Origin of the sequence: Enterobacter cloacae complex sp. (assembly GCF_900322725.1) — a bacterium.
GTDB lineage: Bacteria > Pseudomonadota > Gammaproteobacteria > Enterobacterales > Enterobacteriaceae > Enterobacter > Enterobacter quasihormaechei.
This window is the reverse complement of the sequence record NZ_LT991957.1, coordinates 4,677,484-4,702,648: the sequence shown is the minus strand read 5'-3', so window position 1 is coordinate 4,702,648 and position 25,165 is coordinate 4,677,484. Positions and strand designations below refer to the sequence as shown.

General features: G+C 55.0%; 24 protein-coding genes and 1 pseudogene. 13 read left to right on the top strand and 12 right to left on the bottom strand.

Features of this window, described 5'->3' with window-relative positions:
- The first annotated feature begins 51 nt into the window (after nucleotides 1-51).
- From proQ to htpX, 3 genes are all read left to right on the top strand, one after another.
- The gene (gene proQ, locus DBR02_RS23020; RefSeq protein WP_006811005.1) at nucleotides 52-738 is read left to right on the top strand and encodes an RNA chaperone ProQ; all 687 of its coding nucleotides are present in this window, start codon (nucleotides 52-54) and stop codon (nucleotides 736-738) included.
- Between the two features lie 19 nt (nucleotides 739-757).
- Nucleotides 758-2,806 (top strand): carboxy terminal-processing peptidase, encoded by a 2,049-nt coding sequence (gene prc / locus DBR02_RS23015; protein WP_107535551.1) that lies wholly within the window; start codon nucleotides 758-760, stop codon nucleotides 2,804-2,806.
- A gap of 193 nt (nucleotides 2,807-2,999) precedes the next feature.
- Complete coding sequence (htpX, locus tag DBR02_RS23010; protein ID WP_063868480.1) at nucleotides 3,000-3,881, top strand: protease HtpX; 882 nt, start codon at nucleotides 3,000-3,002, stop codon at nucleotides 3,879-3,881.
- A 52-nt stretch (nucleotides 3,882-3,933) separates the two neighbouring features.
- On the opposite strand, the gene DBR02_RS23005 is transcribed toward htpX, so the two are convergent.
- Nucleotides 3,934-5,307: an MFS transporter gene (locus DBR02_RS23005; protein WP_107535550.1), complete on the bottom strand. Its 1,374-nt coding sequence runs from the start codon at nucleotides 5,305-5,307 to the stop codon at nucleotides 3,934-3,936.
- A gap of 178 nt (nucleotides 5,308-5,485) precedes the next feature.
- Between DBR02_RS23005 and kdgR the strand changes: the two genes are divergently transcribed.
- Nucleotides 5,486-6,277 carry a DNA-binding transcriptional regulator KdgR gene (kdgR, locus tag DBR02_RS23000; protein ID WP_063449625.1) on the top strand — a complete coding sequence of 264 codons (792 nt, stop codon included), beginning with the start codon at nucleotides 5,486-5,488 and terminating at the stop codon, nucleotides 6,275-6,277.
- A 64-nt stretch (nucleotides 6,278-6,341) separates the two neighbouring features.
- Here kdgR and DBR02_RS22995 read toward each other — a convergent pair whose 3' ends face one another.
- The gene (locus tag DBR02_RS22995) at nucleotides 6,342-6,581 is read right to left on the bottom strand and encodes a YobH family protein (protein WP_063449624.1); all 240 of its coding nucleotides are present in this window, start codon (nucleotides 6,579-6,581) and stop codon (nucleotides 6,342-6,344) included.
- 160 nt (nucleotides 6,582-6,741) lie between these two features.
- On the opposite strand from DBR02_RS22995, the gene mgrB reads away from it, so the two are divergent.
- The 6 genes and pseudogenes from mgrB to rlmA all read left to right on the top strand — a co-directional run bounded on the left by mgrB (nucleotide 6,742) and on the right by rlmA (nucleotide 11,100).
- Complete coding sequence (gene mgrB, locus DBR02_RS22990) at nucleotides 6,742-6,885, top strand: PhoP/PhoQ regulator MgrB (RefSeq protein WP_063868482.1); 144 nt, start codon at nucleotides 6,742-6,744, stop codon at nucleotides 6,883-6,885.
- Nucleotides 6,886-6,959: 74 nt separating this feature from the next.
- Nucleotides 6,960-7,247 (top strand): YebO family protein, encoded by a 288-nt coding sequence (locus DBR02_RS22985; RefSeq protein ID WP_107535549.1) that lies wholly within the window; start codon nucleotides 6,960-6,962, stop codon nucleotides 7,245-7,247.
- Between the two features lie 669 nt (nucleotides 7,248-7,916).
- A pseudogene (locus DBR02_RS22980) lies at nucleotides 7,917-8,061 on the top strand (DUF2627 domain-containing protein).
- A gap of 12 nt (nucleotides 8,062-8,073) precedes the next feature.
- Nucleotides 8,074-8,283, top strand: coding sequence for a transcription antiterminator/RNA stability regulator CspE (gene cspE, locus DBR02_RS22975; protein ID WP_001062678.1), 210 nt, complete (start codon nucleotides 8,074-8,076; stop codon nucleotides 8,281-8,283).
- 216 nt (nucleotides 8,284-8,499) lie between these two features.
- Entirely contained in the window at nucleotides 8,500-10,245 is a 1,746-nt protein-coding gene (gene ftsI, locus DBR02_RS22970; RefSeq protein ID WP_063868484.1) for a peptidoglycan glycosyltransferase FtsI, read from the top strand.
- 39 nt (nucleotides 10,246-10,284) lie between these two features.
- Nucleotides 10,285-11,100 carry a 23S rRNA (guanine(745)-N(1))-methyltransferase gene (gene rlmA / locus DBR02_RS22965; RefSeq protein WP_107535548.1) on the top strand — a complete coding sequence of 272 codons (816 nt, stop codon included), beginning with the start codon at nucleotides 10,285-10,287 and terminating at the stop codon, nucleotides 11,098-11,100.
- Here rlmA and mntP read toward each other — a convergent pair.
- The 5 genes from mntP to manX all read right to left on the bottom strand — a co-directional run bounded on the left by mntP (nucleotide 11,097) and on the right by manX (nucleotide 15,248).
- The gene (gene mntP / locus DBR02_RS22960; RefSeq protein ID WP_107535684.1) at nucleotides 11,097-11,663 is read right to left on the bottom strand and encodes a manganese efflux pump MntP; all 567 of its coding nucleotides are present in this window, start codon (nucleotides 11,661-11,663) and stop codon (nucleotides 11,097-11,099) included. The two genes, rlmA and mntP, sit on opposite strands and share 4 nt — an antisense overlap.
- 397 nt (nucleotides 11,664-12,060) lie before the next feature.
- Nucleotides 12,061-12,519, bottom strand: a complete 459-nt coding sequence (locus DBR02_RS22950) for a DUF986 family protein (protein WP_107535547.1) — start codon at nucleotides 12,517-12,519, stop codon at nucleotides 12,061-12,063.
- Between the two features lie 54 nt (nucleotides 12,520-12,573).
- Nucleotides 12,574-13,425, bottom strand: coding sequence for a PTS mannose transporter subunit IID (locus tag DBR02_RS22945; protein ID WP_006810994.1), 852 nt, complete (start codon nucleotides 13,423-13,425; stop codon nucleotides 12,574-12,576).
- Between the two features lie 12 nt (nucleotides 13,426-13,437).
- Nucleotides 13,438-14,238 (bottom strand): PTS mannose transporter subunit IIC, encoded by an 801-nt coding sequence (manY, locus tag DBR02_RS22940; protein ID WP_063868486.1) that lies wholly within the window; start codon nucleotides 14,236-14,238, stop codon nucleotides 13,438-13,440.
- Nucleotides 14,239-14,285: 47 nt separating this feature from the next.
- A complete protein-coding gene (manX, locus tag DBR02_RS22935; RefSeq protein WP_063868487.1) occupies nucleotides 14,286-15,248 on the bottom strand; it encodes a PTS mannose transporter subunit IIAB in 963 nt (320 codons plus the stop codon).
- A gap of 463 nt (nucleotides 15,249-15,711) precedes the next feature.
- Here manX and yoaE point away from each other — a divergent pair, with 463 nt between their 5' ends.
- Nucleotides 15,712-17,271, top strand: coding sequence for a CNNM family cation transport protein YoaE (gene yoaE / locus DBR02_RS22920; protein ID WP_063449617.1), 1,560 nt, complete (start codon nucleotides 15,712-15,714; stop codon nucleotides 17,269-17,271).
- A gap of 6 nt (nucleotides 17,272-17,277) precedes the next feature.
- Here the strand turns inward: yoaE and DBR02_RS22915 are convergent, their stop codons facing one another.
- The 4 genes from DBR02_RS22915 to pabB all read right to left on the bottom strand — a co-directional run bounded on the left by DBR02_RS22915 (nucleotide 17,278) and on the right by pabB (nucleotide 22,464).
- The gene (locus tag DBR02_RS22915) at nucleotides 17,278-18,876 is read right to left on the bottom strand and encodes an EAL domain-containing protein (protein ID WP_107535546.1); all 1,599 of its coding nucleotides are present in this window, start codon (nucleotides 18,874-18,876) and stop codon (nucleotides 17,278-17,280) included.
- Nucleotides 18,877-19,005: 129 nt separating this feature from the next.
- Nucleotides 19,006-20,370, bottom strand: coding sequence for an L-serine ammonia-lyase (sdaA, locus tag DBR02_RS22910; protein ID WP_047354210.1), 1,365 nt, complete (start codon nucleotides 20,368-20,370; stop codon nucleotides 19,006-19,008).
- Nucleotides 20,371-20,554: 184 nt separating this feature from the next.
- On the bottom strand, nucleotides 20,555-21,133 hold the full coding sequence (locus DBR02_RS22905) for a CoA pyrophosphatase (protein WP_063868489.1): 579 nt from the start codon (nucleotides 21,131-21,133) through the stop codon (nucleotides 20,555-20,557).
- A complete protein-coding gene (gene pabB / locus DBR02_RS22900; RefSeq protein ID WP_107535545.1) occupies nucleotides 21,130-22,464 on the bottom strand; it encodes an aminodeoxychorismate synthase component 1 in 1,335 nt (444 codons plus the stop codon). Before pabB ends, DBR02_RS22905 begins: the two co-directional genes overlap by 4 nt.
- A gap of 61 nt (nucleotides 22,465-22,525) precedes the next feature.
- Here pabB and DBR02_RS22895 point away from each other — a divergent pair, with 61 nt between their 5' ends.
- A complete protein-coding gene (locus DBR02_RS22895) occupies nucleotides 22,526-22,708 on the top strand; it encodes a YoaH family protein (RefSeq protein ID WP_003859925.1) in 183 nt (60 codons plus the stop codon).
- A 5-nt stretch (nucleotides 22,709-22,713) separates the two neighbouring features.
- Here the strand turns inward: DBR02_RS22895 and DBR02_RS22890 are convergent, their stop codons facing one another.
- Nucleotides 22,714-23,058, bottom strand: a complete 345-nt coding sequence (locus DBR02_RS22890) for a RidA family protein (protein ID WP_003859927.1) — start codon at nucleotides 23,056-23,058, stop codon at nucleotides 22,714-22,716.
- Between the two features lie 133 nt (nucleotides 23,059-23,191).
- On the opposite strand from DBR02_RS22890, the gene DBR02_RS22885 reads away from it, so the two are divergent.
- Nucleotides 23,192-25,102 carry an ATP-dependent DNA helicase gene (locus tag DBR02_RS22885; protein ID WP_023303884.1) on the top strand — a complete coding sequence of 637 codons (1,911 nt, stop codon included), beginning with the start codon at nucleotides 23,192-23,194 and terminating at the stop codon, nucleotides 25,100-25,102.
- Nucleotides 25,103-25,165: the final 63 nt, after the last annotated feature.

Here is a 25,165-nt window from a genome sequence, read left to right as displayed (position 1 = left end):
CCTGTTCATGCCTGCGCTTGTTGGCAACGTCCGTTGTAATCAGGAAATTTCATGGAAAATCAACCTAAGTTGAATAGCAGTAAAGAAGTTATCGCATTTCTGGCCGAGCGTTTCCCGCAGTGCTTCAGCGCTGAAGGTGAAGCGCGTCCTCTGAAAGTCGGTATCTTTCAGGATCTGGTCGCGCGCGTTGAGGGGGAGATGAACCTCAGCAAAACGCAGCTTCGCTCTGCATTACGCCTTTATACCTCGAGCTGGCGTTACCTGTACGGTATCAAGCCGGGTGCGACCCGTGTCGACCTTGACGGCAACCCGTGCGGTGAGCTGGACGAACAGCACGTAGAACATGCGCGTAAGCAGCTTGAAGAAGCCAAAGCTCGCGTGCAGGCACAGCGTGCGGAACAGCAGGCGAAAAAACGCGAAGCCGCAGCGGCAAACGGTCAGGAAGACGCCCCTCGTCGCGAGCGTAAACCGCGCCCGGCACCGCGTCGTGCAGAAAATAACGATCGCAAACCGCGTGCTGACAAACCAGCAGCTAAAGCCCCACGTGCGCCGCGCGAAGAGCCGCGCCACACCCCGGTTTCTGACATCAATGCGCTGAGCGTGGGTCAGTCTCTGAAGGTGAAAGCGGGTAACAACGCGATGGACGCCACCGTACTGGAAATCACCAAAGATGGCGTTCGTGTACAGCTGACTTCTGGTATGTCAATGATTGTACGCGCAGAACACTTGTTGTTCTGAAACGGAGGCCGAGCCTGGCATGAACACTTTTTTTAAGCTCACCGCGCTGGCTGGCCTGTTTGCTATAACAGGCCACGCTTTCGCTGTGGACGATATTACGCGTGTCGATCAAATTCCGGTTCTCAAGGAAGAGACTCAGCACGCGACGGTGAGTGAGCGCGTGACGTCGCGCTTTACTCGTTCGCACTATCGTCAGTTCGATCTCGATCAGGCCTTTTCGGCCAAAATCTTTGACCGTTATCTGAACTTGCTGGATTACAGCCATAACGTACTGCTGGCCAGCGATGTCGAACAGTTCGCGAAACGCAAATCCGAAGTGGGTGATGAGCTGCGCTCCGGAAAGCTGGATCTGTTTTACGATCTCTACAACTTATCGCAAAAGCGCCGTTTTGAACGTTATCAATACGCGCTCAAAGTGCTGGAACGTCCAATGGACTTCACCGGCAACGACACCTTTAATCTGGACCGCAGCAAAGCGCCATGGCCGAAAGATGAGGCTGAGCTGAATGCGCTGTGGGACGGAAAAGTCAAATATGATGAACTGAGCCTCAAGCTCACCGGCAAAGACGAGAAAGAGATCCGTGAGACGTTAAACCGTCGCTACAAGTTCGCTATTCGTCGTCTGGCGCAGACCAACAGTGAAGACGTTTTTTCACTGGCGATGACCGCGTTTGCGCATGAAATTGACCCGCACACCAACTATCTCTCTCCACGTAACACCGAACAGTTCAATACCGAAATGAGCCTGTCTCTGGAAGGTATCGGTGCAGTGCTTCAGATGGACGATGACTACACCGTTATCAACTCCATGGTGGCCGGTGGCCCTGCGTCTAAAAGCAAAGCGATCAGCGTAGGCGACCGCATTGTCGGTGTTGGTCAGACCGGAAAGAGCATGGTGGACGTGATTGGCTGGCGTCTTGATGACGTTGTTGCGCTGATCAAAGGGCCGAAGGGCAGCAAAGTGCGCCTGGAGATCCTGCCAGCCGGTAAGGGCACCAAAACCCGCATCATTACCCTGACCCGTGAGCGTATCCGTCTGGAAGATCGCGCGGTGAAAATGTCGGTGAAAACCGTGGGTAAAGAGAAGGTTGGCGTACTGGATATCCCGGGCTTCTACGTTGGCCTGACCGATGACGTGAAAGTGCAGCTACAGAAGCTTGAGAAGCAGAATGTCAGCAGCGTGATCATTGACCTGCGCAGCAACGGCGGCGGGGCACTGACCGAAGCCGTCTCGCTGTCCGGGCTGTTTATCCCGTCTGGCCCGGTGGTGCAGGTGCGCGATAACAACGGTAAAGTGCGTGAAGATGCCGATACCGATGGCGTGGTCTACTATAAGGGGCCGCTGGTGGTCCTGGTGGATCGCTTCAGTGCCTCAGCATCGGAAATCTTTGCTGCCGCCATGCAGGATTATGGCCGGGCGTTAATTGTCGGCGAACCGACGTTTGGCAAGGGCACCGTACAGCAGTACCGCTCTCTGAACCGTATTTATGACCAGATGCTGCGCCCTGAATGGCCGGCGTTAGGTTCAGTACAGTACACCATTCAGAAGTTTTACCGCGTCAACGGCGGCAGTACGCAGCGTAAGGGCGTCACGCCGGATATCATGATGCCGACAGGTACTGAAGAGACGGAAACCGGCGAGAAGTTTGAAGATAACGCGCTGCCGTGGGATAGCATCGATGCCGCGACATTCGTGAAATCGGGTGATATGAAGCAGTTCGGACCGGAACTGTTGAAAAATCACAACGATCGCATTGGAAAGGATCCTGAATTCCAGTACATCATGAAGGACATTGCGCGTTTCAACGCACTGAAAGCGAAACGGAACATTGTGTCTCTGAACTACGCCCAGCGTGAGAAAGAGAACAATGAAGATGACGCGACGCGTCTGGCGCGTATCAACGATCGCTTCAAGCGTGAAGGTAAGCCTCTGCTCAAAAAACTGGACGATCTGCCTAAGGATTACCAGGAGCCCGATCCGTATCTGGACGAGACGGTGCATATCGCGCTTGATCTCGCGAAGCTGGAAAAAGATAAACCTGCCGTGCAACCTGCTCCGGCAAAATAACTCCCCAACAGGCACAAGAGATTGTGCCTGTTTCTTTTTGTTCTGCATCCTTCCGTCAGGCAGATTTCCAATTGTGTAAAGTTGTGTCTTTCTGGTGACTTACGCCGGCTGGATGCTTGAAAATACCCGCAATACCCATACGATGTGGGTAATCGCATAGTGCGTTTTGTTAAACTGAGGTTAAAAGAATATTATGATGCGAATCGCGCTCTTCCTGCTCACCAACCTAGCGGTTATGGTGGTATTCGGGCTGGTGCTAAGCCTGACGGGAATTCAGTCGAGCAGCGTTCAGGGTCTGTTGATTATGGCGCTGCTGTTTGGTTTCGGTGGCTCTTTCATTTCACTGCTGATGTCGAAGTGGATGGCACTGAAATCCGTGGGCGGTGAGGTTATCGAGCAGCCGCGTAACGATATGGAACAGTGGCTGGTGAGCACGGTTGCTCAGCAGTCAAAGCAGGCGGGCATTGCCATGCCGCAGGTGGCGATCTACCACGCGCCGGATATCAACGCATTTGCTACCGGTGCACGTCGTGACGCGTCCCTGGTGGCCGTCAGTACCGGTCTGCTGCAAAACATGAGCCGTGACGAAGCGGAAGCGGTTATTGCTCACGAGATCAGCCACATCGCCAACGGCGATATGGTCACCATGACCCTGATCCAGGGCGTGGTGAACACCTTCGTTATCTTTATTTCCCGTATTCTGGCGCAAATCGCTGCCGGGTTTATGGGCGGCAACCGTGATGAGGGTGAAGAGAGCAACGGCAACCCGCTGATCTATTTTGCTGTTTCGATGGTGCTGGAACTGGTGTTCGGTATCCTGGCAAGCATCATTACCATGTGGTTCTCCCGTCACCGTGAGTTCCATGCGGATGCCGGTTCAGCGAAACTGGTGGGTCGTGAGAAGATGATTGCGGCGCTGCAACGTCTGAAAACCAGCTACGAGCCGCAGGAAGCGAACAGCATGATGGCCTTCTGCATCAACGGTAAATCCAAGTCGTTGAGCGAGCTGTTTATGTCTCACCCGCCGCTGGATAAACGTATCGAAGCGCTGCGTAGCGGTGAATACCTGAAGTAATACCAGCCGCATGAATAAAAACCGGGCAGGAGACCCTCTCCGCCCGGTTTTTTTATGCCTGCGCCTTCGGCTGGGTGATACGAAGCCCGCTGACAACAGCCGCGAGGGTTGCCAGCGTCCCAGCGGTGATCAGCGCAACGTGTGTCGCATTTTGCCCGGCAAGGTTAAACATCAACGCCACCAGTGCGGCCCCGGTGCTTTGCCCTAATAGTCTTGCCGTCCCCAGCATTCCGCTGGCACCACCGCTGCGATGGCGTGGGGCAGAGGTGATAATCGTGTGGTTATTCGGTGACTGGAACAGACCAAAACCTGCACCGCACAGGATCATGCGCCAGATAATATCCAGGTCCCCCGGCGAGGAGGGCAGTAGCGCCAGCGCAAACAGTCCCACAGCCATGACTACCAGCCCGATAGCCCCCAGCAGTCCGGCGTGAACTCGCTCAATAAGATACCCGGCCAGCGGGGCCATCACCATGGTTGCCAGAGGCCAGGGCGTGAGCAGCAAGCCCGTTTCCACTTCCGAACGACCGATCACGCTCTGTAAAAAGAACGGCAGCGCAACCAGCGCCAGCATCTGGGCGCAAAATGAGCAAATTGAGGTGCAAATAGAGAGCGAGAACAGCGGTATACGCAGCAAATCTACCGGCAGTAACGGCACGGGGAGCGCCAGCTGGCGTCGTACAAAGAAAAAGCCGATGACAAGCAGGGCAACGATTTCTGTGGCAATGAGCGTTAGCGACTGCCCCTGCGCAAATCCGCTCAGCGCGGTAATCAGCAGGCCAAAGGTCAGCGCGTTCATCACGGCGCTGGGCAGGTCGAAGCGTGGCGTGGTGCTTTTCGGACCATTTTCCGGGAGATAGCGCAGGGCGAAGAAGATAGCCACGATGCCAAGGGGCACGTTGATGGCAAACAGCCACTGCCACGAGGCGACAGACAGAATGGCTGCGGCAATCGTCGGCCCGGCGGCAGACGACACGGCGACAATAAAGGAGTTAATGCCCATGCCGCGTCCAAGGTGGCGATGAGGATAGATAAGCCGAATCAGGGCCGTATTCACGCTCATCAGCGCCGCGCCGCCGAAGCCCTGAGCGATACGCGCCAGGGTGAGGGTGTGCAGTGAATCGGAAAGGGCACAGAAGAGCGAGGTGAGGGTAAAGACCACCAGCCCGCACTGGTAAACCCGCCGATAGCCAAACATATCGCCGAGGAAAGAGAGTGACAGGAGGGAAATCACAATCGCGATCTGGTACGCGTTCACAATCCAGATGGAGCTTGCGGGAGACGCATTAAGATCATTTGCAATGGTAGGAAGAGCAACGTTGGCAATCGCACCGTCAAGGACGGCCATCGAAATGCCGATGACAATAGTGGCAATTGCCCCGTACCGCTGCGGTAAGGGCAAGCCATCAGAAACGTTTTTTTGCATGGGAAAAGAATGACTCAGCGTGAAATTATTTTCAGGGTAACTATTTTAGCACCGTTATTTCGGTTTTATGTCGCAGATTTGTAACGAAGTAAAGCCAGATAGATTGCAGCACGCATCACACGAATTTATAATAAAAACCAGTTCTGATTTTTATAAAACACTCTCCATGAGGTGATAAATGGCAATCGCAGATTTGGATAAGCAGCCAGATTCTGTTTCTTCCGTGCTGAAGGTGTTTGGCATCTTGCAGGCGCTCGGAGAAGAGCGTGAAATTGGTATTACAGAGTTGTCTCAGCGTGTGATGATGTCGAAAAGCACCGTTTATCGCTTTTTGCAGACGATGAAATCATTGGGTTATGTCGCGCAGGAAGGAGAATCAGAAAAATATTCTCTGACCCTGAAGCTGTTTGAACTAGGCGCTCGTGCCTTGCAAAACGTGGATCTGATCCGCAGCGCGGACATTCAGATGCGTGAACTTTCACGGCTGACGAAAGAAACAATTCACCTCGGCGCACTGGATGAAGACAGCATTGTTTACATCCACAAAATTGATTCCATGTACAACCTGCGCATGTATTCACGCATCGGTCGCCGTAACCCGCTCTACAGTACCGCAATTGGTAAAGTGCTGCTGGCCTGGCGCGATCGCGAAGAGGTGAAGCAAATCCTTGACGGCGTGGAATACAAGCGTAGCACCGACCGCACTATCACCAGTACGGATGAACTGCTGAGCGTGCTGGATAGCGTACGCGAGCAGGGCTACGGGGAAGATAACGAAGAGCAGGAAGAAGGGCTGCGCTGCATCGGTGTGCCGGTGTTTGACCGCTTCGGCGTTGTCATTGCGGGCCTGAGCATCTCGTTCCCAACGCTGCGTTTTTCCGAAGAGCGTCTTCATGAGTATGTGGCAATTCTGCATACCGCAGCGCGCAAAATTTCAGAGCAGATGGGCTATAACGACTACCCGTTCTGAACGATGCCGCCAGTAAAAAACGCCGCACTTTTGCGGCGTTTTTGCAAATTGAGTTCAGCGCTGATTAGCCGTTATCAACCACGACAGAGGACTTACGCAGTACGGGACAGTTGCTTAGCCCGATGATCCCGCTGTCTGAATGGATGTACTGCGCCGTGCTTACCCCCTGGGCGGTGAGATATTTACACTGAATACCCAAACCCGCGGCATTTTCTTTGCTTCCCATTAATACGCCATACCCACTTAACAGCAGGCCGATCCACACAAGTGCCAGTACAATTACCGTACGAACGAGTAAACGCATCGATGCCTCTTTTTTCTTTGTTGTCATGGAGTAAGCGTAACGGGTTTACGCAGTGAAACAAGTGCACGATTCCGAAAAGAGTCAGTTGAAGGTACAGTTAGCCCCTGTTTAAGATAGCCGTGATAACCTGGCTACATCAGGTCATAAGACGGAGTGTGGAGTGAAAAAAATACGCTGGGTAATTCTGGTTATAGTGTTGATAGCATGCGTGGTGCTGTGGACGCAGACTATCAATGTGATGTGCGATCAGGATGTACAGTTCTTTAGCGGCATTTGTTCAATCAATAAGTTTATCCCCTGGTAGACGTCATTTTTACGCTGAGCGATGTTCTTACGTGGCGGCAGTGGTAAAATAGCGGTTTTTACTGAGGTGGTGAAATGGGTGAGTTACTGAATTCGGGGCTGCTGAGCATTGCATCCCTGGTAATGGCGTTGGTTGTGCTGGCTGTTGGCCTGGTACTGTGGTTCTTCGTTAACCGCGCCAGTTCCCGCACAAACGAGCAGATTGAGCTGCTGGAAGCGTTGCTGGATCAGCAGAAAAGGCAGAATGCGTTGCTGCGTCGTTTGTGCGAAGCCAACGAACCGGAAGCGAAAGCGATACCGAAGGACGCTACTGCTCCGCAACAAGACGAGGAAGACTTCATTCGCCTGGTAGCCGAACGATAGTCTGCCCGGATCGGGGAGGTGGCCTGAGCGTACGGCGTAAACCTCCTCCCTTATCACGTTTTTCCCGCAACATCCCCGCAAAGAATTAAGCAGTAGTTAACTCTTGTTTCAGTGCACTGAAAACTGGCGAATATTTATCCTTATTTAACAAATACCGTTTCGTTGAATAAATAGTGTGCTTAACTCACCAAAAGTGTTTTATTTTTATCGAAACGTTTTGCTTGCCTTCTTTTGAGGCAGAGTCATAAAAATTTCATTATTTTGGTGCAGAATAACGCTTATTAAATGGTGGATTTTAATACAGTTAGCAATAGCTGATTAACTTTTTATATTCACTGTCACACGTTGGTGCGTTGCATTGTTTTCAGCATAACTTTTCACAAAAAGTTCTAACTCAGTCATTCCTTTAAAGAAAAGTAGGGTTTGGGATGGACGCTTTGAAATGATTGAGCTATGTTTAAAAAGTCTTTGATTACAGGGCGCGTCAAGGCACTCTGTAGGCCGTTAGATCAGGTGGCGCTTCATTTGACAATACGCATAACCGTGCAGATTGTTCTGGAGTAACACGTGAATTTGTGCGGCGGATCGAGACACGTTTAAAAATGGCTTGCCATATTAAACGTTGTGTGTGATAACACGTTTTGGGTCAAACGAGGTACAGTTCTGTTTATGTGTGGCATTTTCAGTAAAGAAGTCCTGAGTAAACACGTTGTCGTTGAATACCGCTTCTCTGCCGAACCTTATATTAGTGCCTCAAGCAGTAATGTCTCAGTTTTATCTATGTCAAAGCCTGCGGGCTAAGAAAACACTCTAAGGAATTTTGCAAATGGCAAAGATTAAAGGTCAAGTTAAGTGGTTCAACGAATCTAAAGGTTTTGGTTTCATTACTCCTGCTGACGGCAGCAAAGACGTGTTCGTACACTTCTCTGCAATCCAGGGTAACGGCTTCAAAACTCTGGCTGAAGGCCAGAACGTTGAGTTCGAAATTCAGGACGGCCAGAAAGGCCCAGCTGCGGTTAACGTAACTGCTATCTGATCGAATCACTGCTGACTGAAGCGCCAGGCGCTTCGCTCTCAGACATAAGCCTCGCCGATGCGGGGCTTTTTTATTCGCTTATTTTTCAAAATATTACGTAATCCACCTCTGTTAGTATCTTGTTGCAAACCCGTGAGGTTATTAGCATTCTTTTCCCGTCTTATTATCCGTTTTTCCCGTTAAATCAGGGCGTTGATCAACAGCCCTGGGGTTAAGGTGAAAAAAAAGACAATAACGACCACTGGAAACTTTACGCCGGCACGTTTTGCACTTCTGTGTCTCGCCATCTTTTGTAGCCTCGCGTTTCTGCTGGGCCGCGTGGCGTGGCTACAAATTATCAAACCGGATAATCTGGTGAAGCAGGAGGATATGCGCTCCCTGCGCGAAGTGGCGATAGATGCCCCGCGTGGAATGATTGTTGACCGTGAAGGGCGTCCCCTTGCGGTAAGCGTACCCGTGCAGGCCGTCTGGGCCGATCCCAAAACCGTGCTGGAAAAAGGGGGCGTCGGGTTTGATTCGCGCTGGCAGGCTCTGGCAAATGCCTTACATCTTTCTCTGAGCACGCTCGCATCCCGGATTAACAGCAACCCGCACGGGCGATTCATTTATCTTGCCCGTCAGGTTGATCCCTCCCAGGCAAAGTGGATCGATAAGCTGCGTCTTCCCGGTATTAACCTTCGCGATGAGTCCCGCCGCTTTTATCCCGCCGGACACGTGGCGGCTAACCTGATTGGCTTCACGAACATTGATGGTCAGGGTATTGAGGGCGTCGAGAAAAGTTTCAACACGCAACTCACCGGGAAGGCAGGCGTGCGGCTGGTCAGGAAAGATCGCTATGGACATGTGGTGGAGAACCTCACTGAGGTGGCCCCCGTTCCTGCACACAATATTCAGCTCAGTATCGATGAACGCCTGCAAACCATCACCGAAGACGCGCTGGATAATGCCGTGGCGTGGAACAAAGCCGAGTCAGGCGCGTCGGTACTGATTAATATCCAGACGGGCGAAATACTGGCGATGGCCAGCTTCCCGGACTTCAACCCCAACAATCGGGAAGGAGCAACGCTGGATGATTTTCGCAATCGCGCGATCAGCGACACCTTTGAACCGGGCTCGACAGTTAAGCCTCTGGTGTTGATGACGGCGCTACAGCAGGGGCTGGTTCAGCCTGACAGCGTGATAGACACGCATCCCTACACTATTGATGGGCATCGTATTCGCGACGTAGGCTACTATCCGGAACTGACGATGACCGGGATCCTGCAAAAGTCCAGCGACACGGGCGTATCCCGTCTTTCGCTGGCGATGCCCGTGCAACGGTTACTGGATACCTATAAGCACTTTGGGTTTGGCGAGAGTACCGGGCTTGGCTTAACGGGGGAAAGCGCTGGCTTACTGCCACAGCGAAAATTCTGGAGCCAGTTAGACCGGGCGACCTTTGCATTCGGCTATGGCCTGATGGTCACCCCCCTCCAGCTGGCGCATGTGTATGCCACCATCGGCAGCTATGGTATTGAACGGCCTCTGTCCATTACCCGTATCGATCCGCCGGTGATTGGCAAGCGGGTGATGCCCGAGGAAATTGTTCACGAGGTGGAACACATGATGGAGAGCGTCGCGTTACCCGGCGGTGGCGGGATCAAAGCAGCGGTGCGTAACTATCGCGTGGCGATTAAAACCGGGACGGCCAAAAAAATCGATGAACACGGTAAGTATGTGGATAAATACGTCGCCTACACTGCGGGCGTTGCGCCCGCCAGCGATCCCCGTTTTGCGCTGGTGGTGGTGATCAACGACCCGAAAAACGGCGCCTACTACGGCGGGGCCGTTTCTGCGCCCGTTTTCAGCGAAATTATGGGGAACGTACTGCGTCTGGAAAACGTAAAGCCTGACGGGCTGCCGGCAGATTCTGACCATCTGATTGTGATGCGTCACCCGGCCGTTTATAACCCTGGCGAATAGCGGTACACTTCGCCTTTTGGTTTACGCCCTGGAGTTGTCATGTCTTTCAGCTGTCCCCTTTGCCACGCGCCGCTGACGCGCGCGGAGAAAACGTTTATCTGTCCACAGGGACATCAGTTTGACAGGGCGAAAGAGGGCTATGTGAATCTTCTGCCTGTACAGCACAAGCGCTCCCGGGACCCGGGTGACAGCGCGGAGATGATGCAGGCCCGCCGGGCGTTTCTCGATGCCGGGCACTATCAACCGCTCAGGGATTGTGTCGTCGACTTACTCGGTAACTGTCTGACAGAAAGCGCATCCGCCATGCTGGATATCGGCTGTGGCGAAGGCTACTACACCGCAACGTTTGCAGACGTGGCGGCTGAGAAGGGCGCCGAAACGTACGGCCTGGACGTATCGAAAGTGGCAATCCGTGCGGCAGCAAAACGCTATTCCGCGGTGACGTTCTGCGTGGCCTCCAGCCACCGTCTGCCGTTTGAGGAGGCGAGCATGGACGCCGTGGTGCGTATCTACGCGCCGTGCAAGGCAGAGGAGCTGGCGCGCGTGGTTAAGCCCGGCGGGTGGGTTATCACCGTTACGCCAGGGCCCCGTCATCTGCTGGAGCTGAAAGGGCTAATCTATGATGAAGTGCACCTGCATGCGCCTCACTCAGAACAGCTGGCGGGCTTTGCGTTAAAGCAGGAGCTGTCGGTGGCGTATGAAATGACGTTACAGGGAAGCGAAGCCGTGGCGTTACTGCAAATGACGCCGTTTGCGTGGCGGGCAAAACCCGCGGTGTGGGAAACGCTGGCAGCGCAGACAGAATTTCGCTGCCAGACGGATTTCAGCATCCATTGCTGGCTGCGCGAAGGTTAACCCGCGAAGTGTGCCCAGAGAATTTGGGCACCAATCCCGATCAACACGATACCGCCCAAAATTTCGGCTCGTTTACCCAGCAGCGGGCCAATGAACCGGCCAACCATCATCCCCAGCGTTGACATGATAAGCGTCGCGCAGCCAATCGCCAGCGCGGTGGCGATAATATTGACCTGCAAAAAAGCCAGACCGACACCGACGGCCATGGCGTCCAGGCTGGTTGCGATAGCGGTGGTCACCAGAAGCCAGAAGCCGTGGCGGTGCAGCGGCGCGTCATCTTCATCGCTGTTGCCCCGCATACCTTCAATCACCATCCGGCCGCCGAGAAAGACCAGCAGCACGAAAGCAATCCAGTGGTTCCACTCCAGCACAAACTGGCTGGCGAGCATCCCAAGACCCCACCCGATAAGCGGCGTCAGCGTTTCGATAGCGCCAAAGATAAGACCGGTACGCAGAGCTTCGGAAAATTTAGGTTTATGGAGGGTGGCACCTTTACCGATAGAGGCGGCAAATGCGTCCATTGACATGCCAAAGGCCAGGAGGATCGTAGCGGAGATATTCATAAGCGCGTCCAGACCGGGGATATCCATATGACACATCACTGCCCCCAGTAAACAGCAGTTGATGTATCTATGGTCTCGCCTGATCCCTTTGGCACAGTAAGTGCTGAAAGCGATCCGTACGCGCCACGTTTTTCAACGAGTATGTTGACACGTACATTTCCTGAAGGCAGGAAATCGGCTACTCCCCAACGACGGGCGCAACCTTAACATATTTTGAGAATATAAAACAACAGTCAGAAAGGCTTAATTCAGGGACTGCGTTGATAACGATTTTCATTTAGATTTATGCGTGAAAATATCGTTAAGAAATATAAGCTATTTAACGGTGAGGATATAGCATCGGCTATATTACGAACAAGAAAATTACGCAATATATAGCCGAAGCTATAATTTTAACTCATTGAGTTTTAACGAGTAATCTATAGATGTTTTCCAGGTCATCAATATTTTTAACCCGAATGAGCAGGCGGCGTTGTTCTAATTGCATCACCAGCACCCCGTCCTCGGATAAATTCATCTCTTTAATACGGTTATATTCTATCCAGACATTGGCGAAGAAGAATCCCTGTTTTTTAAAAATGAGTTTTGGCGAGCGGATCCAGAACAGGTAAATCGCCATTAATGCCAGCGCACATAATAACCATGTGGTTAATATTGCACCGTGGCTGGTCACGTTATTGTAAATCAGAATGACCACCAGCCCGGCGAAGATGAATGCATCAATGCGTCCACGGCGTAAGAGGGGAAGGGTCAGCAGCGTCTCGCCGTGGCGGCGAGGCATAATGAACTCGTCATAGATCGCGTAAGCCAGAAGGGCAACAATAAACAAAACCAGTACGGTGTCCGTGACAGTCATTCATCCTCCAGATAAAAAGACCGGGGGCAAGCCCCCGGTCGGTAACGCATTTTATTACAGACCCAGCAGGCCGACGGCGTAGCCCGCGATACCGATGACGAAGAAGCCAACGATGATCCACAGCGGGTTCACTTTCTTACGCAGCAGCCACATGCAGGCAAAGGTTAACAGCAGCGGTACCAGGCCCGGCATCAGCTGGTCCAGAATGGTCTGCACGGTGGTAACGCGCGTCTGACCATCCTGACCGGTGATGGTCGATACCACCAGCGGGATGTTCACGTGCGTCCACTTGTTAACCAGCGCCCCCATCACAAACAGGCCGAGGATTGACGCCCCCTCAGTCAGTTTTTGCAGGAAGCCGCCGCCCATATCCTTAACGATATCCACCCCTTTACGGTAGCCGTACGCCACGCCGTAGTAACGGGTCAGCAGACGCACCGCGTTAAACAGGATGAAGAACAGCAGCGGACCAAGCAGGCTGCCGCTCATGGCAATACCGGCACCCAGCGCCGCAAACACCGGACGCACGGTTCCCCAGAAGATAGGATCGCCCACGCCTGCCAGCGGCCCCATCAGACCGACTTTGATCCCGTTGATGGCACCATCGTCAATCTCAGCCCCGTTCGCACGCTGCTCTTCCATCGCCAGCGTTACGCCCAGAACAGGCGCCGCGACGTAGGGATGGGTGTTGAAGAATTCCAGGTGACGCTTAATTGCCTGACGGCGCGCTTCGTTGTTTTCCGGATACAGGCGTTTGATTGCCGGCACCATGGAGAAGCAGAAGCCGAGCGCCTGCATACGTTCGAAGTTCCATGAACCCTGAAACAGGTTAGAACGGATGAACACGCCACGAATATCACCCGGAGTGAGTTTTTTCTCAGTGGTAGTTTTTGTCATATCAACCATTTCGCTCACCTGTTAGTCCAGTTCGTTATCGAGATCGTTGTTACCAGCAGCCTGCGCAGGGGCACCCGCGACGCGGTTGTATTTCGGGCTGAGCTGGATATAAAGAATCGCCATCACCGCGCCAATCACGCCCAGCGCAACCAGGTTGAAGTTGGTGAACGCAGCGGTAACGAAGCCGAGGTAGAAGAATGGCATCAGGTAGCCCGCGCGCATCATGTTGATGACCATCGCATAACCGACCACCACGATCATGCCGCCGGCGATGTTCAGACCGCTGGTGACCACTTCAGGGATGGCGTTCAGCATGCTCTGAACTTCGCTGGTCCCCACGGAGATCGCCACGATAACCGCCGGGATCGCGATACGCATCGCTTGCAGGAACAGGGAGGAAACGTGGATCCAGGAGAGCGCCGTAAGGTTGCCGTTTTCGGCTGCCTTATCCGCCGCGTGCTGGAAGGCCACGGTGATAGTACGAACGATGATGGTCAGTACCTGGCCCGCAGCGGCCAGTGGAATAGCCAGCGCGATACCGGCACCAATACTCTGGTGACCGGCGATAACCAGAACGGTTGAGATAATGGACGCCAGGGCGGCATCTGGCGCAACGGCTGCACCGATGTTCATCCAGCCGAGGGCGATCATTTCCAGCGTACCACCGATAATGATACCGGTTTTCATGTCACCGAGAACGGCGCCAATCAGCGTACAGGCCACCAGAGGACGGTGGAACTGAAATTCATCAAGTACGGATTCCATACCCGCAATACATGCGACGATGAACACCAGTACAATTTGAAGAGTAGTAATCTCCATTGCACTTCTCCTATTACATAAGCTTTATATGAAAAACCGGCCCGGGCTTATTTCCCCACTTTGCCGATCAAATCCATCATTTTCAGTTTCTGATCCGTGGAAACCTTACGGGCTTCCAGTTCGATACCGCGGGCATTCAGCTTATTGAAGGCCTCGATATCTTTCGCATCCACTGAAATCGCGTTATTGACCTGCGTTTTGCCCTGACGGAATGCCATACCGCCAATGTTAACGGAGGTGATTTTCACGCCGCCTTCAACAAGGCGTTCGACGTCTGTCGGGTTGGTGAAGAGAAGCATCACGCGCTCGCCCGCGTATTTCGGGTTGTTGTAAACGCGGATCATTTTGGCGACATCCACGACGTGCGCGGTAACGCCCGGCGGTGCAACCTGGGTAAGAAGTGTTTTGCGGACAGTGTCAGCGGCCACTTCGTCACTGACCACGATAATGCGTTGTACGTTTGTCTCTTTGGTCCAGCGTGTCGCCACCTGGCCGTGGATCAGACGGTCATCAATACGCGCAAGGCCGATAACCATGTAATCGTTCGGACCCATTGGCTTCGCCGGTGCAGCGGCCTTTGGTGCAGCAGGGGCAGGGGCGGGTTTTTCAACCGGCTGTGCTTTCAGCGCCTTAACGCCTTCGCGACCGGTTTCCACCGCCAGCGCCACCAGCTCGTCAAAGCCTGGGTTGTCGTCACGCGCCATCAAGGTTTCCACCAGCATCGGGATATTCACCCCGGCGACGACTTCATAATGCTCTTTATCGACGACAATGCGGCTGGCAGCGTTGAACGGGCTGCCGCCCCATGTATCCACGAGAAACAGCACGCCTTTGCTGGTATCCAGCTTCTCAAGCTGAGCAGTATATTTTTCAATCAGCGTCTCGGCGTTTTCACCGGGAACGAAATCGATCCAGCCGACGTTTTCCTGCTCGCCCAACAGCATCTCTGCCGTTTTGAGTAACTGCTCCGCAGCCCAACCATGTGTGCCTATGACAATAGCAATGGTCACTTGCTACCTCCTATTATTATCATTTATACGTCTGCCAGGCAGGCGTACTGAGAATCGTATTGGCGAACCGAATCGATTCAGATAAGGGTTAGAGTTCTAAAAAACCAAGACTTCCGCGAATTATTTTAGATAGTGAAAAAATAATTTATGTGATGAAGATCCGTAATTTAGCTACGCATTACAGATTTTTCTAAAAGATAAACTGCGTGTGTTACAGAAGTTTGCAAAGGAACGTAAATCTTTGCTAAATACCAATTGTCTCTGATATGTTTAGCGTCCGTTTAATTATTCAGGAGTATAGGGCTACAGCCCACTATATGGACCGTCACCGACGTCAGTCATCTTCCAGGCCATCCCGCGCCTTATTCACCGGCGATCTTCGCCACGCATCGACTCTCATTTCCTTTGAACTGCCCGAAATCAGCGGGGCACCGTTTTGTCATTCCTTTAGCAGGAGCGTGTCATGGAATTCTTAATGGACCCGTCAATCTGGGTAGGACTGCTTACGCTGGTCGTGCTGGAGATCGTTCTCGGTATTGATAACCTGGTGTTTATCGCCATCCTGGCGGACAAGCTGCCGCCGAAACAGCGTGACAAAGCCCGTCTTATCGGCCTCTCGCTGGCGCTGATCATGCGACTGGGCCTGCTCTCCGTGATCTCGTGGATGGTTACGCTGACGAAGCCGCTGTTCACCGTGATGGATTTCACCTTCTCCGGTCGCGATTTGATCATGCTGGTGGGGGGGCTTTTCCTGCTGTTCAAAGCCACAACGGAGCTGCATGAACGGCTGGAAAACCGGCAGCACGACGGTGGACACGGTAAAGGCTATGCCAGCTTCTGGGTCGTTGTTCTTCAGATCGTGGTGCTTGATGCGGTCTTCTCGCTGGATGCGGTGATTACGGCGGTCGGCATGGTGAACCATCTGCCGGTGATGATGGCGGCGGTTGTGATTGCGATGGCGGTAATGCTGCTGGCCTCGAAGCCGCTGACGCGTTTCGTTAACCAGCATCCGACGGTAGTGGTGCTGTGTCTGAGCTTCCTGCTGATGATTGGTCTGAGCCTGGTGGCAGAAGGTTTTGGCTTCCATATTCCGAAAGGCTACCTGTACGCCGCGATTGGCTTCTCGATCTTAATCGAGCTGTTTAACCAGATTGCGCGCCGTAACTTTATTAAACAGCAGTCGAATCAGCCGCTGCGCGCCCGTACCGCCGATGCGATCCTGCGCCTGATGGGCGGCCGTCGCCAGGTGAACGTGCAGGCGGACAGCGAGAACCGCAACCCGGTTCCGGTGCCGGAAGGCGCGTTTGTGGAAGAAGAACGCTATATGATCAACGGCGTGCTTTCGCTGGCCTCCCGCTCCCTGCGCGGCATTATGACGCCGCGCGGAGAAATCAGCTGGGTGGATGCCAACCTGAGCGTCGACGAAATTCGTCAGCAGCTGCTCTCCTCGCCGCACAGCCTGTTCCCGGTCTGTCGGGGCGAGCTGGATGAGATCATCGGCGTGGTGCGCGCGAAAGAGATGCTCGTGGCGCTGGAAGAGGGCGTCAACGTCGAGGCCGTTGCAGCCGCGTCGCCTGCCATCGTGGTGCCGGAGACGCTGGATCCGATTAACCTGCTGGGCGTGCTGCGTCGTGCCCGCGGCAGTTTTGTTATCGTCACCAACGAATTTGGTGTGGTACAGGGTCTTGTCACGCCGCTTGACGTGCTGGAAGCGATCGCGGGTGAATTCCCCGATGCGGATGAAACGCCGGAAATCGTTGCCGATGGTGACGGCTGGCTGGTGAAAGGTACCACCGATCTGCACGCGCTCTCGCACACGCTGGGCGTCGAAAACGTGGTCAATGACGATGAAGACATCGCCACCGTGGCAGGGCTGGTGATTGCCGTTAACGGACAGATCCCGCGTGTCGGGGATGTGCTGGAGCTGCCGCCGCTGCAAATTACCATCGTTGAAGCCAACGACTATCGCGTTGATATGGTGCGTATTGTTAAAGAGCAGTCTGCACACGACGAAGAAGAGTAACGCTTGCTAGCGTAACGGCAATAACGGCACGATGTGTCCATTGTGACGGGCTGGCGGAGAGGCACTTTCCGCCAGCCATGTCGGGAACTCCCGCAGCGGCATTGGCCGCGCATACAAGAACCCCTGCAAAATGTGTACGCTGTGACGGCGCAAATAGCGCGACTGCTCCTCGGTTTCAACCCCTTCCGCAACCAGTTCTATATTCAGCCGCTGGCCCAACGCAATAATGATATCCGTGACCGTTGAGTTCACGGCGTCGGTGCCGATCGCGGTGGTGAAGGATTTATCAATTTTCAGCACGTCCGGACGCAGCTTTTCAAGCCACGAAAGTGAGCTATTGCCGGTACCAAAATCATCAATCGCAAGTTTCACCCCTTTACGGTGCAGCTCGCGCACGATGCGGTAATCCACATCAAGTAACGCATCGCGTTCAGTTAACTCCACAATCAGCTGCTGAACCGGATTGGCGTTAAACCAGATGCGGTTGAGATCCCGGATCAGCGCAGCGCGGCGAAAATGACTGGCGGCCACGTTAATGCCGATATGGAAATCGCGCGAGGCCGGGAAATAGCCTATCTGCCGCACCGTTTCGCTGATGACGTAGCGGGTAAGCGGAACAATCAGGTTATGTTCTTCGGCCAGAGGGATAAAGACATCGGGTGAGATCCATCCCTGACGCGGGTTATTCCAGCGCAGAAGGATCTCGACGCCGACGCACTCCCGCGTGCGGGCATTCATCAGCGGCTGGCAGAAGAGTTCAAACTCCCGGGCGGCAATCCCCATATTGATTTCCCAGGTGAAACTGATGCGCCGCGCCGTGGCGAGCCAGACGATATAGCCCATCAGTAAGCTGAGCATCAGCGCCAGCGGCAGCTGAGTGGGCAGATTTCTCAACGCCATTTCGCCTGGCCCCGGGCCGCTGACAGTGACGCTGAAGGGATACCGCTGTGACGACTGTTCCAGCAGGAATGCGTGTTCATCGAAGGTCAGCGTATTCGTGACCTGTTGCCCGTCGCGGAGAAAATTATCGCCCACCTTGAGGACAACGTCGGTAATCAGCGGCCGCTGCGGCTCAAGGATCATTTTGGTGATGAGATCGATATTCACCACCTCCATCACCCCATCCTTGCTCCGGCCCGCCACGGGGGACCACTGGATCAGCACCGGGCTGCCCTTTAACAGCCACCGGTCGGTCAATAACAATAGCCTGGGATCGTTCGCCGGCAGGATCGGGTGAAATTCGCTGACGGGAACATTACGAATACCGAACACGCTTGAGCAATACAGCGTGCCGTCTTTTACAAGGGCGATTGAGCGTACGGTTTGCAGAATCGCCGCCTGTTTTCGCAGGACAAGATTCACCCCGGAACAGGGTTCACCCACCAGCGCGATGAGGGTTTCACGGTGGGTTTCCAGGGACATCAGCACCTTGTCCAGCGCGCGGACGGTGCTCTGAGCGAAGTCCTGGATACGATCCTGATTTATGTTGCGCTGTGAAATAAAGCGAATGCCCAACGTCAGGACGAGCGTCATGAGCGCAACCGTGACGCAGACGATAACGCGTTTTCGGCGATAGTCTTTAATGATCGTTTGTGCAGTTTGCATGAACGGTCGCCTGTTAAGCACCGGCCGGAAGAGCCAGACGCAACAGTGACAGTGTAGTGGGGATTACGTGAAGCGACGAGACGAGAGGAGAAAATTCGCCCATCCGTTGTGGATGGGCGAAAGGAAGGATTAGTCGCACTGCACCTTAATGGCCAGACCACCGCGGGAGGTCTCGCGGTACTTCGCATTCATGTCCTTGCCGGTTTCGTACATGGTTTCGATAACCTTATCCAGCGACACGCGGGGCTCGCTGGTGCGGCGCATCGCCATGCGCGAGGCGTTGATGGCCTTAACGGAGGCGATGGCGTTACGCTCAATGCACGGCACCTGCACCTGGCCGGCAACCGGGTCACAGGTCAGACCGAGGTTGTGCTCCATGCCGATTTCCGCCGCCACGCAAACCTGCTCAGGGCTTGCGCCCAGCAGCTCCGCCAGTCCCGCTGCCGCCATGGAGCAGGCAACGCCCACTTCACCCTGACAGCCCACTTCCGCACCGGAGATAGAGGCGTTCATTTTGTACAGCGCGCCGATGGCGCCTGCCGCGAGGAAATAACGGATGTAGATGTCCGGCGTGACGGGCTCGATAAAGTGATCGTAGTAGGCCAGCACCGCCGGAACGATACCGCACGCGCCGTTGGTCGGCGCGGTCACCACGCGGCCCCCTGCGGCGTTCTCTTCGTTCACCGCCAGAGCAAACATGTTCACCCAGTCAACCACGTTCATCGGGTCGTTGGAGAATTTGTCGGTGGTGACCAGCATACGGCGCAGCGCGGATGCACGACGCGGCACGCGCAACGGGCCCGGCAGAACGCCTTCGGTGTTCATACCGCGATCGATACAGGCGCGCATGGTTTGCCATACGTTAGCAAAATAGTCTTCGATCTCTTTCTTGCTGTGCAGCGCCAGCTCGTTCTTCATCACCATGCCGGAGAGGGACAGACCGGTCTCTTTGCAGTAGCCCAGCATTTCGGTGGCGGATTTGAACGGATAGGGCACATTGACGTCGCCCGCGCTCTCTTTACCAAAGTGTTCTTCGTCAACGATGAAGCCACCGCCGATGGAGTAGTAGGTTTTGCTGTAGATCTCTTTTTCGCCGCTCCAGGCGTGGATGGTCATGCCGTTTTCGTGCAGCGGCAGGTTGTCGCTGCGAAAACGCATCCCGTCATCCTGCGGGAAGTCCACTTCATGCTGACCGTTAGCCAGCAGCAGGCGTCCGCGCGTTTCCACGTCGCGGATAAATGCCGGAATGGCATCAATATCAACAGTGTCCGGCATGTTGCCCGCCAGACCCATAATAATGGCGATATCGGTGTGGTGGCCTTTACCCGTTAATGACAGTGAACCGTAAACGTCTACGGCGACACGGGTAACGCTTTCCAGTAATCCTTTTTCGACCAGATCATCGACGAACTGTTTACCGGCCTTCATCGGCCCTACAGTGTGGGAAGAGGACGGGCCAATCCCCACTTTGAACATGTCGAATATACTAATCACTTTCACACTCCTGACAGGGTTACTGGGGTTCCAGTAACGATGTTATAACTGCGCATAGTGTAAGAGGGAACACCAACCTCGGCTTAACTATTCACATGAATTAAACTAATGGTTAACGATGGTTTTGCTAATAGCGCGACGCCGATCGCAAACCTGCCAGAAAAGGGTGGAATGTAAAGTATAGTCAAGGCTTCAGGCCGATTTGCAGCGCCAGTTCACGAATAATGCCTGCCGTCATGCCCCAGACAAAATAATGCTGATACCACGATAGCCAGACCCGATGATCGTGCCCGCGACGGTGAATATCCAGCGGGTGATAGCGACCCAGACGAAGGGCCTCTTCAAGCGGCATTTCGAACACAGCTGAAACTTCATCGACGCTGGCGTGATATTGAAGATCGGGCGGAATAATGCCGACCACCGGCGTGACCTGAAAACCGGTGACGCTGTCGACCGGCGGCAGCACGCCGATCACCTCCACCGCTTCCGGGGGGATCGCCACTTCCTCGTGCGCCTCGCGCAGCGCGGCGGCAATCAGGGAAGCATCGGTGCTGTCCACCGCGCCGCCGGGAAACGCAACCTGACCGGCGTGTTTTCGCATATGCGGTGCGCGCTGGGTAAGCAACAGACCCGGCTGTTCACGACGCACTACCGGGATCAGCACCGCCGCCTGACGTTGATTCAGCGTGGCGCGGTTAACCTGGGGCCGCAGAAGCTGAAAGCGCGACAAAAAATCATCCAGCGTCAGGTTTTCTTTCTTCACCGTGAGTTCTCCAGTTGTTTCAGGATACGATTCACTTTATCAAACGTTTCCTGATATTCCGCCCCGGCCTGGCTGTCGGCCACAATGCCACCGCCTGCGGAGCAGTAAAGATTCCCGTCGCAGGCGGTGAGCGTGCGAATGGTGATGCTGGTGTCCATGGTTCCGCACAGGCTCACATAGCCGATGCTGCCGCACCAGGCGTTGCGTCGATGGGGTTCCAGTTCGTCGATAATCTCCATCGCGCGCACCTTTGGCGCGCCGGTGATGGAGCCCCCCGGAAACGCGGCGCGGAGCAGATCGCAGGCGGTGCGCGAGGACGGCAGACGGGCGGTAATGGTGCTGACCAGATGATGCACCGCCGGGAAAGGCTCCACGATAAACAGCTCCGGTACGCGCACGCTGCCCGGCTCGGCGACGCGGCCAATGTCATTGCGCATCAGATCGACAATCATCAGGTTTTCGGCACGATCTTTGGGCGAGGCAGCCAGCTTCTCCGCCTGCTGACGGTCTGCATCCGGATCGGCAAGGCGCGGCAGGGTGCCCTTGATCGGCCGGGTCTGAATCGTCCCTTCCGCCAGATGGATAAAACGCTCGGGCGAAAGGCTGAGGATCGCGCCGCGCTCCAGGCGTATAAACGCGCTGAACGGCGCCTTGTTGCTGGCATTGAGGCGGATAAACGCCTGCCATTCATCCCCCCGGTATGCTGCCTGGAAGCGCTGGGCCAGGTTCACCTGATAGCAGTCGCCGCTTTGCAGATACGCCTGCACGCGTGAGAATTTTTCCGCGTATTCCATCGCGCTCATGTTTGAGCGCCAGCCGGAGGTCAGCATAAACTGATCCGTTACGGCGGGCCGTTGCGCCTCAAGCCAGGCCAGACGCGCCTGCACGTCACGGTGGCTCAGCAGGGAGACCGTCTGTTTACGGTGATCCACGATCAGCGCCCAGTCATACAGCCCCACCGCCATATCCGGCAGGGCAATATCCGCCTGCGCTAACTCGGGCAGCTTTTCGAATCGACGACCCAGATCGTAACCAAACAGCCCCAGCGCGCCTCCCTGGAAAGGAAGGTCCGGGTTCGGCGTGGCGGATAAGCCCAGCGCGTTTATCTCCTGCTGAAGCCGCAGCAGCGGATCGTCCGTTGGCGACAGCTCATCGGTCGTCAGCGTTTTCACCGGATCGGCCACCAGAATATCAAAACGGCTGTAAGGGTGATCCGCATGGCCTGAGTGCAGCAGCATGGCGAAAGGAAGATGGCTCAGACGGGCAAACCAGAACTCGGCGGCGTCCGTACGCCAGGGCAAGGTAATAACAGTGGGGAAGCGCATGTTCATGTATGGCATACTACCGGGCAGCGTGAAATAATTAGCGCGAATAATTTAGCAGGAGTTAACGATGTTTGCAGGTTTACCTTCTCTCAGCCATGACCAACAGCAGAAAGCCGTTGAACGTATTCAGGAGCTGATGTCCCAGGGGATGAGCAGCGGACAGGCGATTTCCCAGGTCGCGGAAGAACTTCGCGCCACCCATACCGGTGAGCGTATCGTGGCGCGTTTTGAGGATGAAGATGAAGAATAACTGGCTTACACTGCCGCGATAATCTTGATCTCAACTTTGTATTCCGGTTTCATCAGCGTGGCCTGTACGGTGCAGCGTACAGGCGCGTGACCCGCCACGACCCACGCATCCCAGGCTTTGTTCATCGCCGCGAAATCGTCTTTATTCGCCAGAAAAATCGTCGCATCCAGAATGCGGGATTTATCGCTGCCCTGTTTTTCCAGCACAGCATCAATTTGCGCCAGGGTGTTCGCCGTCTGCTCGAAGGCGTCAGCGTCCAGATTGGCAGGGACACCGGTGTAGTACAGCGTCTGGTTATGGATCACCACATCAGACCAGCGGGCTTCGGCATCAATGCGCGTAATTGTCATAAACGTATCCTCGTTATCTTTCGTCGTCAGGCGGCAAGACTGCCATAATGTTCCGCCGTCGTCACTATTTGGGGTGGCACCGGAGAGAAGGGGCTGACATAATCCCTGTGCAAAAATACAGTGAGAGAACACCGTGGCAGACGATTTTTCCCCAGAGGGTCAGTTAGCACAGGCTATTCCCGGTTTTAAACCGCGTGAACCCCAGCGTCAGATGGCGCATGCCGTCGCGCACGCTATCGACAAAGCGCAGCCGCTGGTCGTGGAGGCCGGAACCGGTACGGGGAAAACCTATGCTTACCTCGCCCCTGCGCTGCGGGCGAAAAAGAAGGTGATCATCTCTACGGGGTCGAAAGCGCTCCAGGACCAGCTCTACAGCCGCGACTTGCCCACGGTGGCGAAAGCGCTGAAATACAAAGGGCGTCTGGCCCTGCTGAAAGGGCGCTCAAACTACCTGTGCCTGGAGCGTCTTGAACAGCAGGCGCTGGCCGGCGGAGATCTGCCGGTACAAACCCTGAGTGATGTGATCGTCCTGCGCGCCTGGGCCAACCAGACGGAGGAGGGGGACATCAGCACCTGCGCGAGCGTGCCGGAAGACTCCCCGGCCTGGCCGCTGGTGACCAGCACCAACGACAACTGCCTCGGCAGCGACTGCCCGCTGTATAAAGACTGTTTTGTGGTGAAAGCGCGTAAAACAGCGATGGATGCCGACGTGGTGGTGGTGAACCATCACCTGTTTCTTGCGGATATGGTGGTCAAGGACAGTGGATTTGGCGAGCTGATCCCGGAGGCGGAGGTGATGATCTTCGATGAAGCCCATCAGCTTCCGGACATCGCCAGCCAGTATTTTGGCCAGTCGCTCTCCAGCCGTCAGCTTCAGGATCTGGCGAAAGATATCACCATTGCCTATCGCACCGAACTCAAAGATACCCAGCAGTTGCAGAAGTGCGCGGACCGCCTGGCACAATGCGCGCAGGATTTCCGCTTACAGCTTGGCGAGCCGGGCTATCGCGGCAACCTGCGTGAACTGCTGGCAGACAAAAATATCCAGCGCGCGCTGCTGCTGCTCGATGATGCCCTTGAGCTCTGCTACGACGTGGCGAAGCTGTCACTGGGCCGTTCCGCCCTGTTAGACGCTGCCTTTGAACGCGCCACGCTCTATCGCGGGCGGCTGAAACGGCTGAAAGAGATCAACCAGCCGGGGTACAGCTACTGGTACGAATGCACCTCCCGCCACTTCACCCTGGCGCTGACGCCGCTGACCGTTGCCGATAAATTCAAAGAGGTGATGGCGCAAAAGCCCGGCACCTGGGTCTTTACCTCGGCCACGCTGTCGGTGAATGACGATCTGCATCACTTTACCGAGCGCCTTGGCATTGAGCAGGCTGAATCTCTGCTTCTGCCGAGCCCGTTCGACTACGAAAAACAGGCGCTGCTGTGCGTGCCGCGCAATCTGCCGCTGCCTAACCAGCCGGGGGCCGCGCGCCATCTGGCTGCCATGCTGAAGCCGATGATTGAGGCCAACAACGGGCGTTGTTTCATGCTGTGTACATCCCACGCCATGATGCGCGATTTGGCCGAGCAGTTCCGCGCCACCATGACGCTGCCGGTGCTGTTACAGGGGGAAACCAGTAAAGGCCAGCTGCTCCAGCAGTTTGTCAGCGCCGGTAATGCCCTGCTGGTGGCGACCAGCAGCTTCTGGGAAGGGGTGGACGTGCGCGGCGATACGCTCTCGCTGGTGATTATCGATAAGCTGCCGTTCACATCCCCGGACGATCCGCTCCTGAAAGCGCGCATGGAGGATTGCCGTCTGCGCGGGGGTGATCCGTTCGATGACGTCCAGCTTCCGGATGCGGTCATTACGCTTAAGCAGGGAGTAGGGCGACTGATCCGCGACGTCACCGACCGCGGCGTGCTGGTGATCTGCGATAATCGCCTGGTGATGCGCCCCTACGGCGCGACCTTCCTCGCCAGCCTTCCGCCCGCGCCGCGCACGCGGGATATTAAACGCGCGGTCCGCTTCCTGGCGAACCCAACGGCGGAGTAATTCTCGCCGGAGTGTGTTAAGATGCGCGCCATTTTGTGACTGACCCTTGCGAGAGCGCGACGA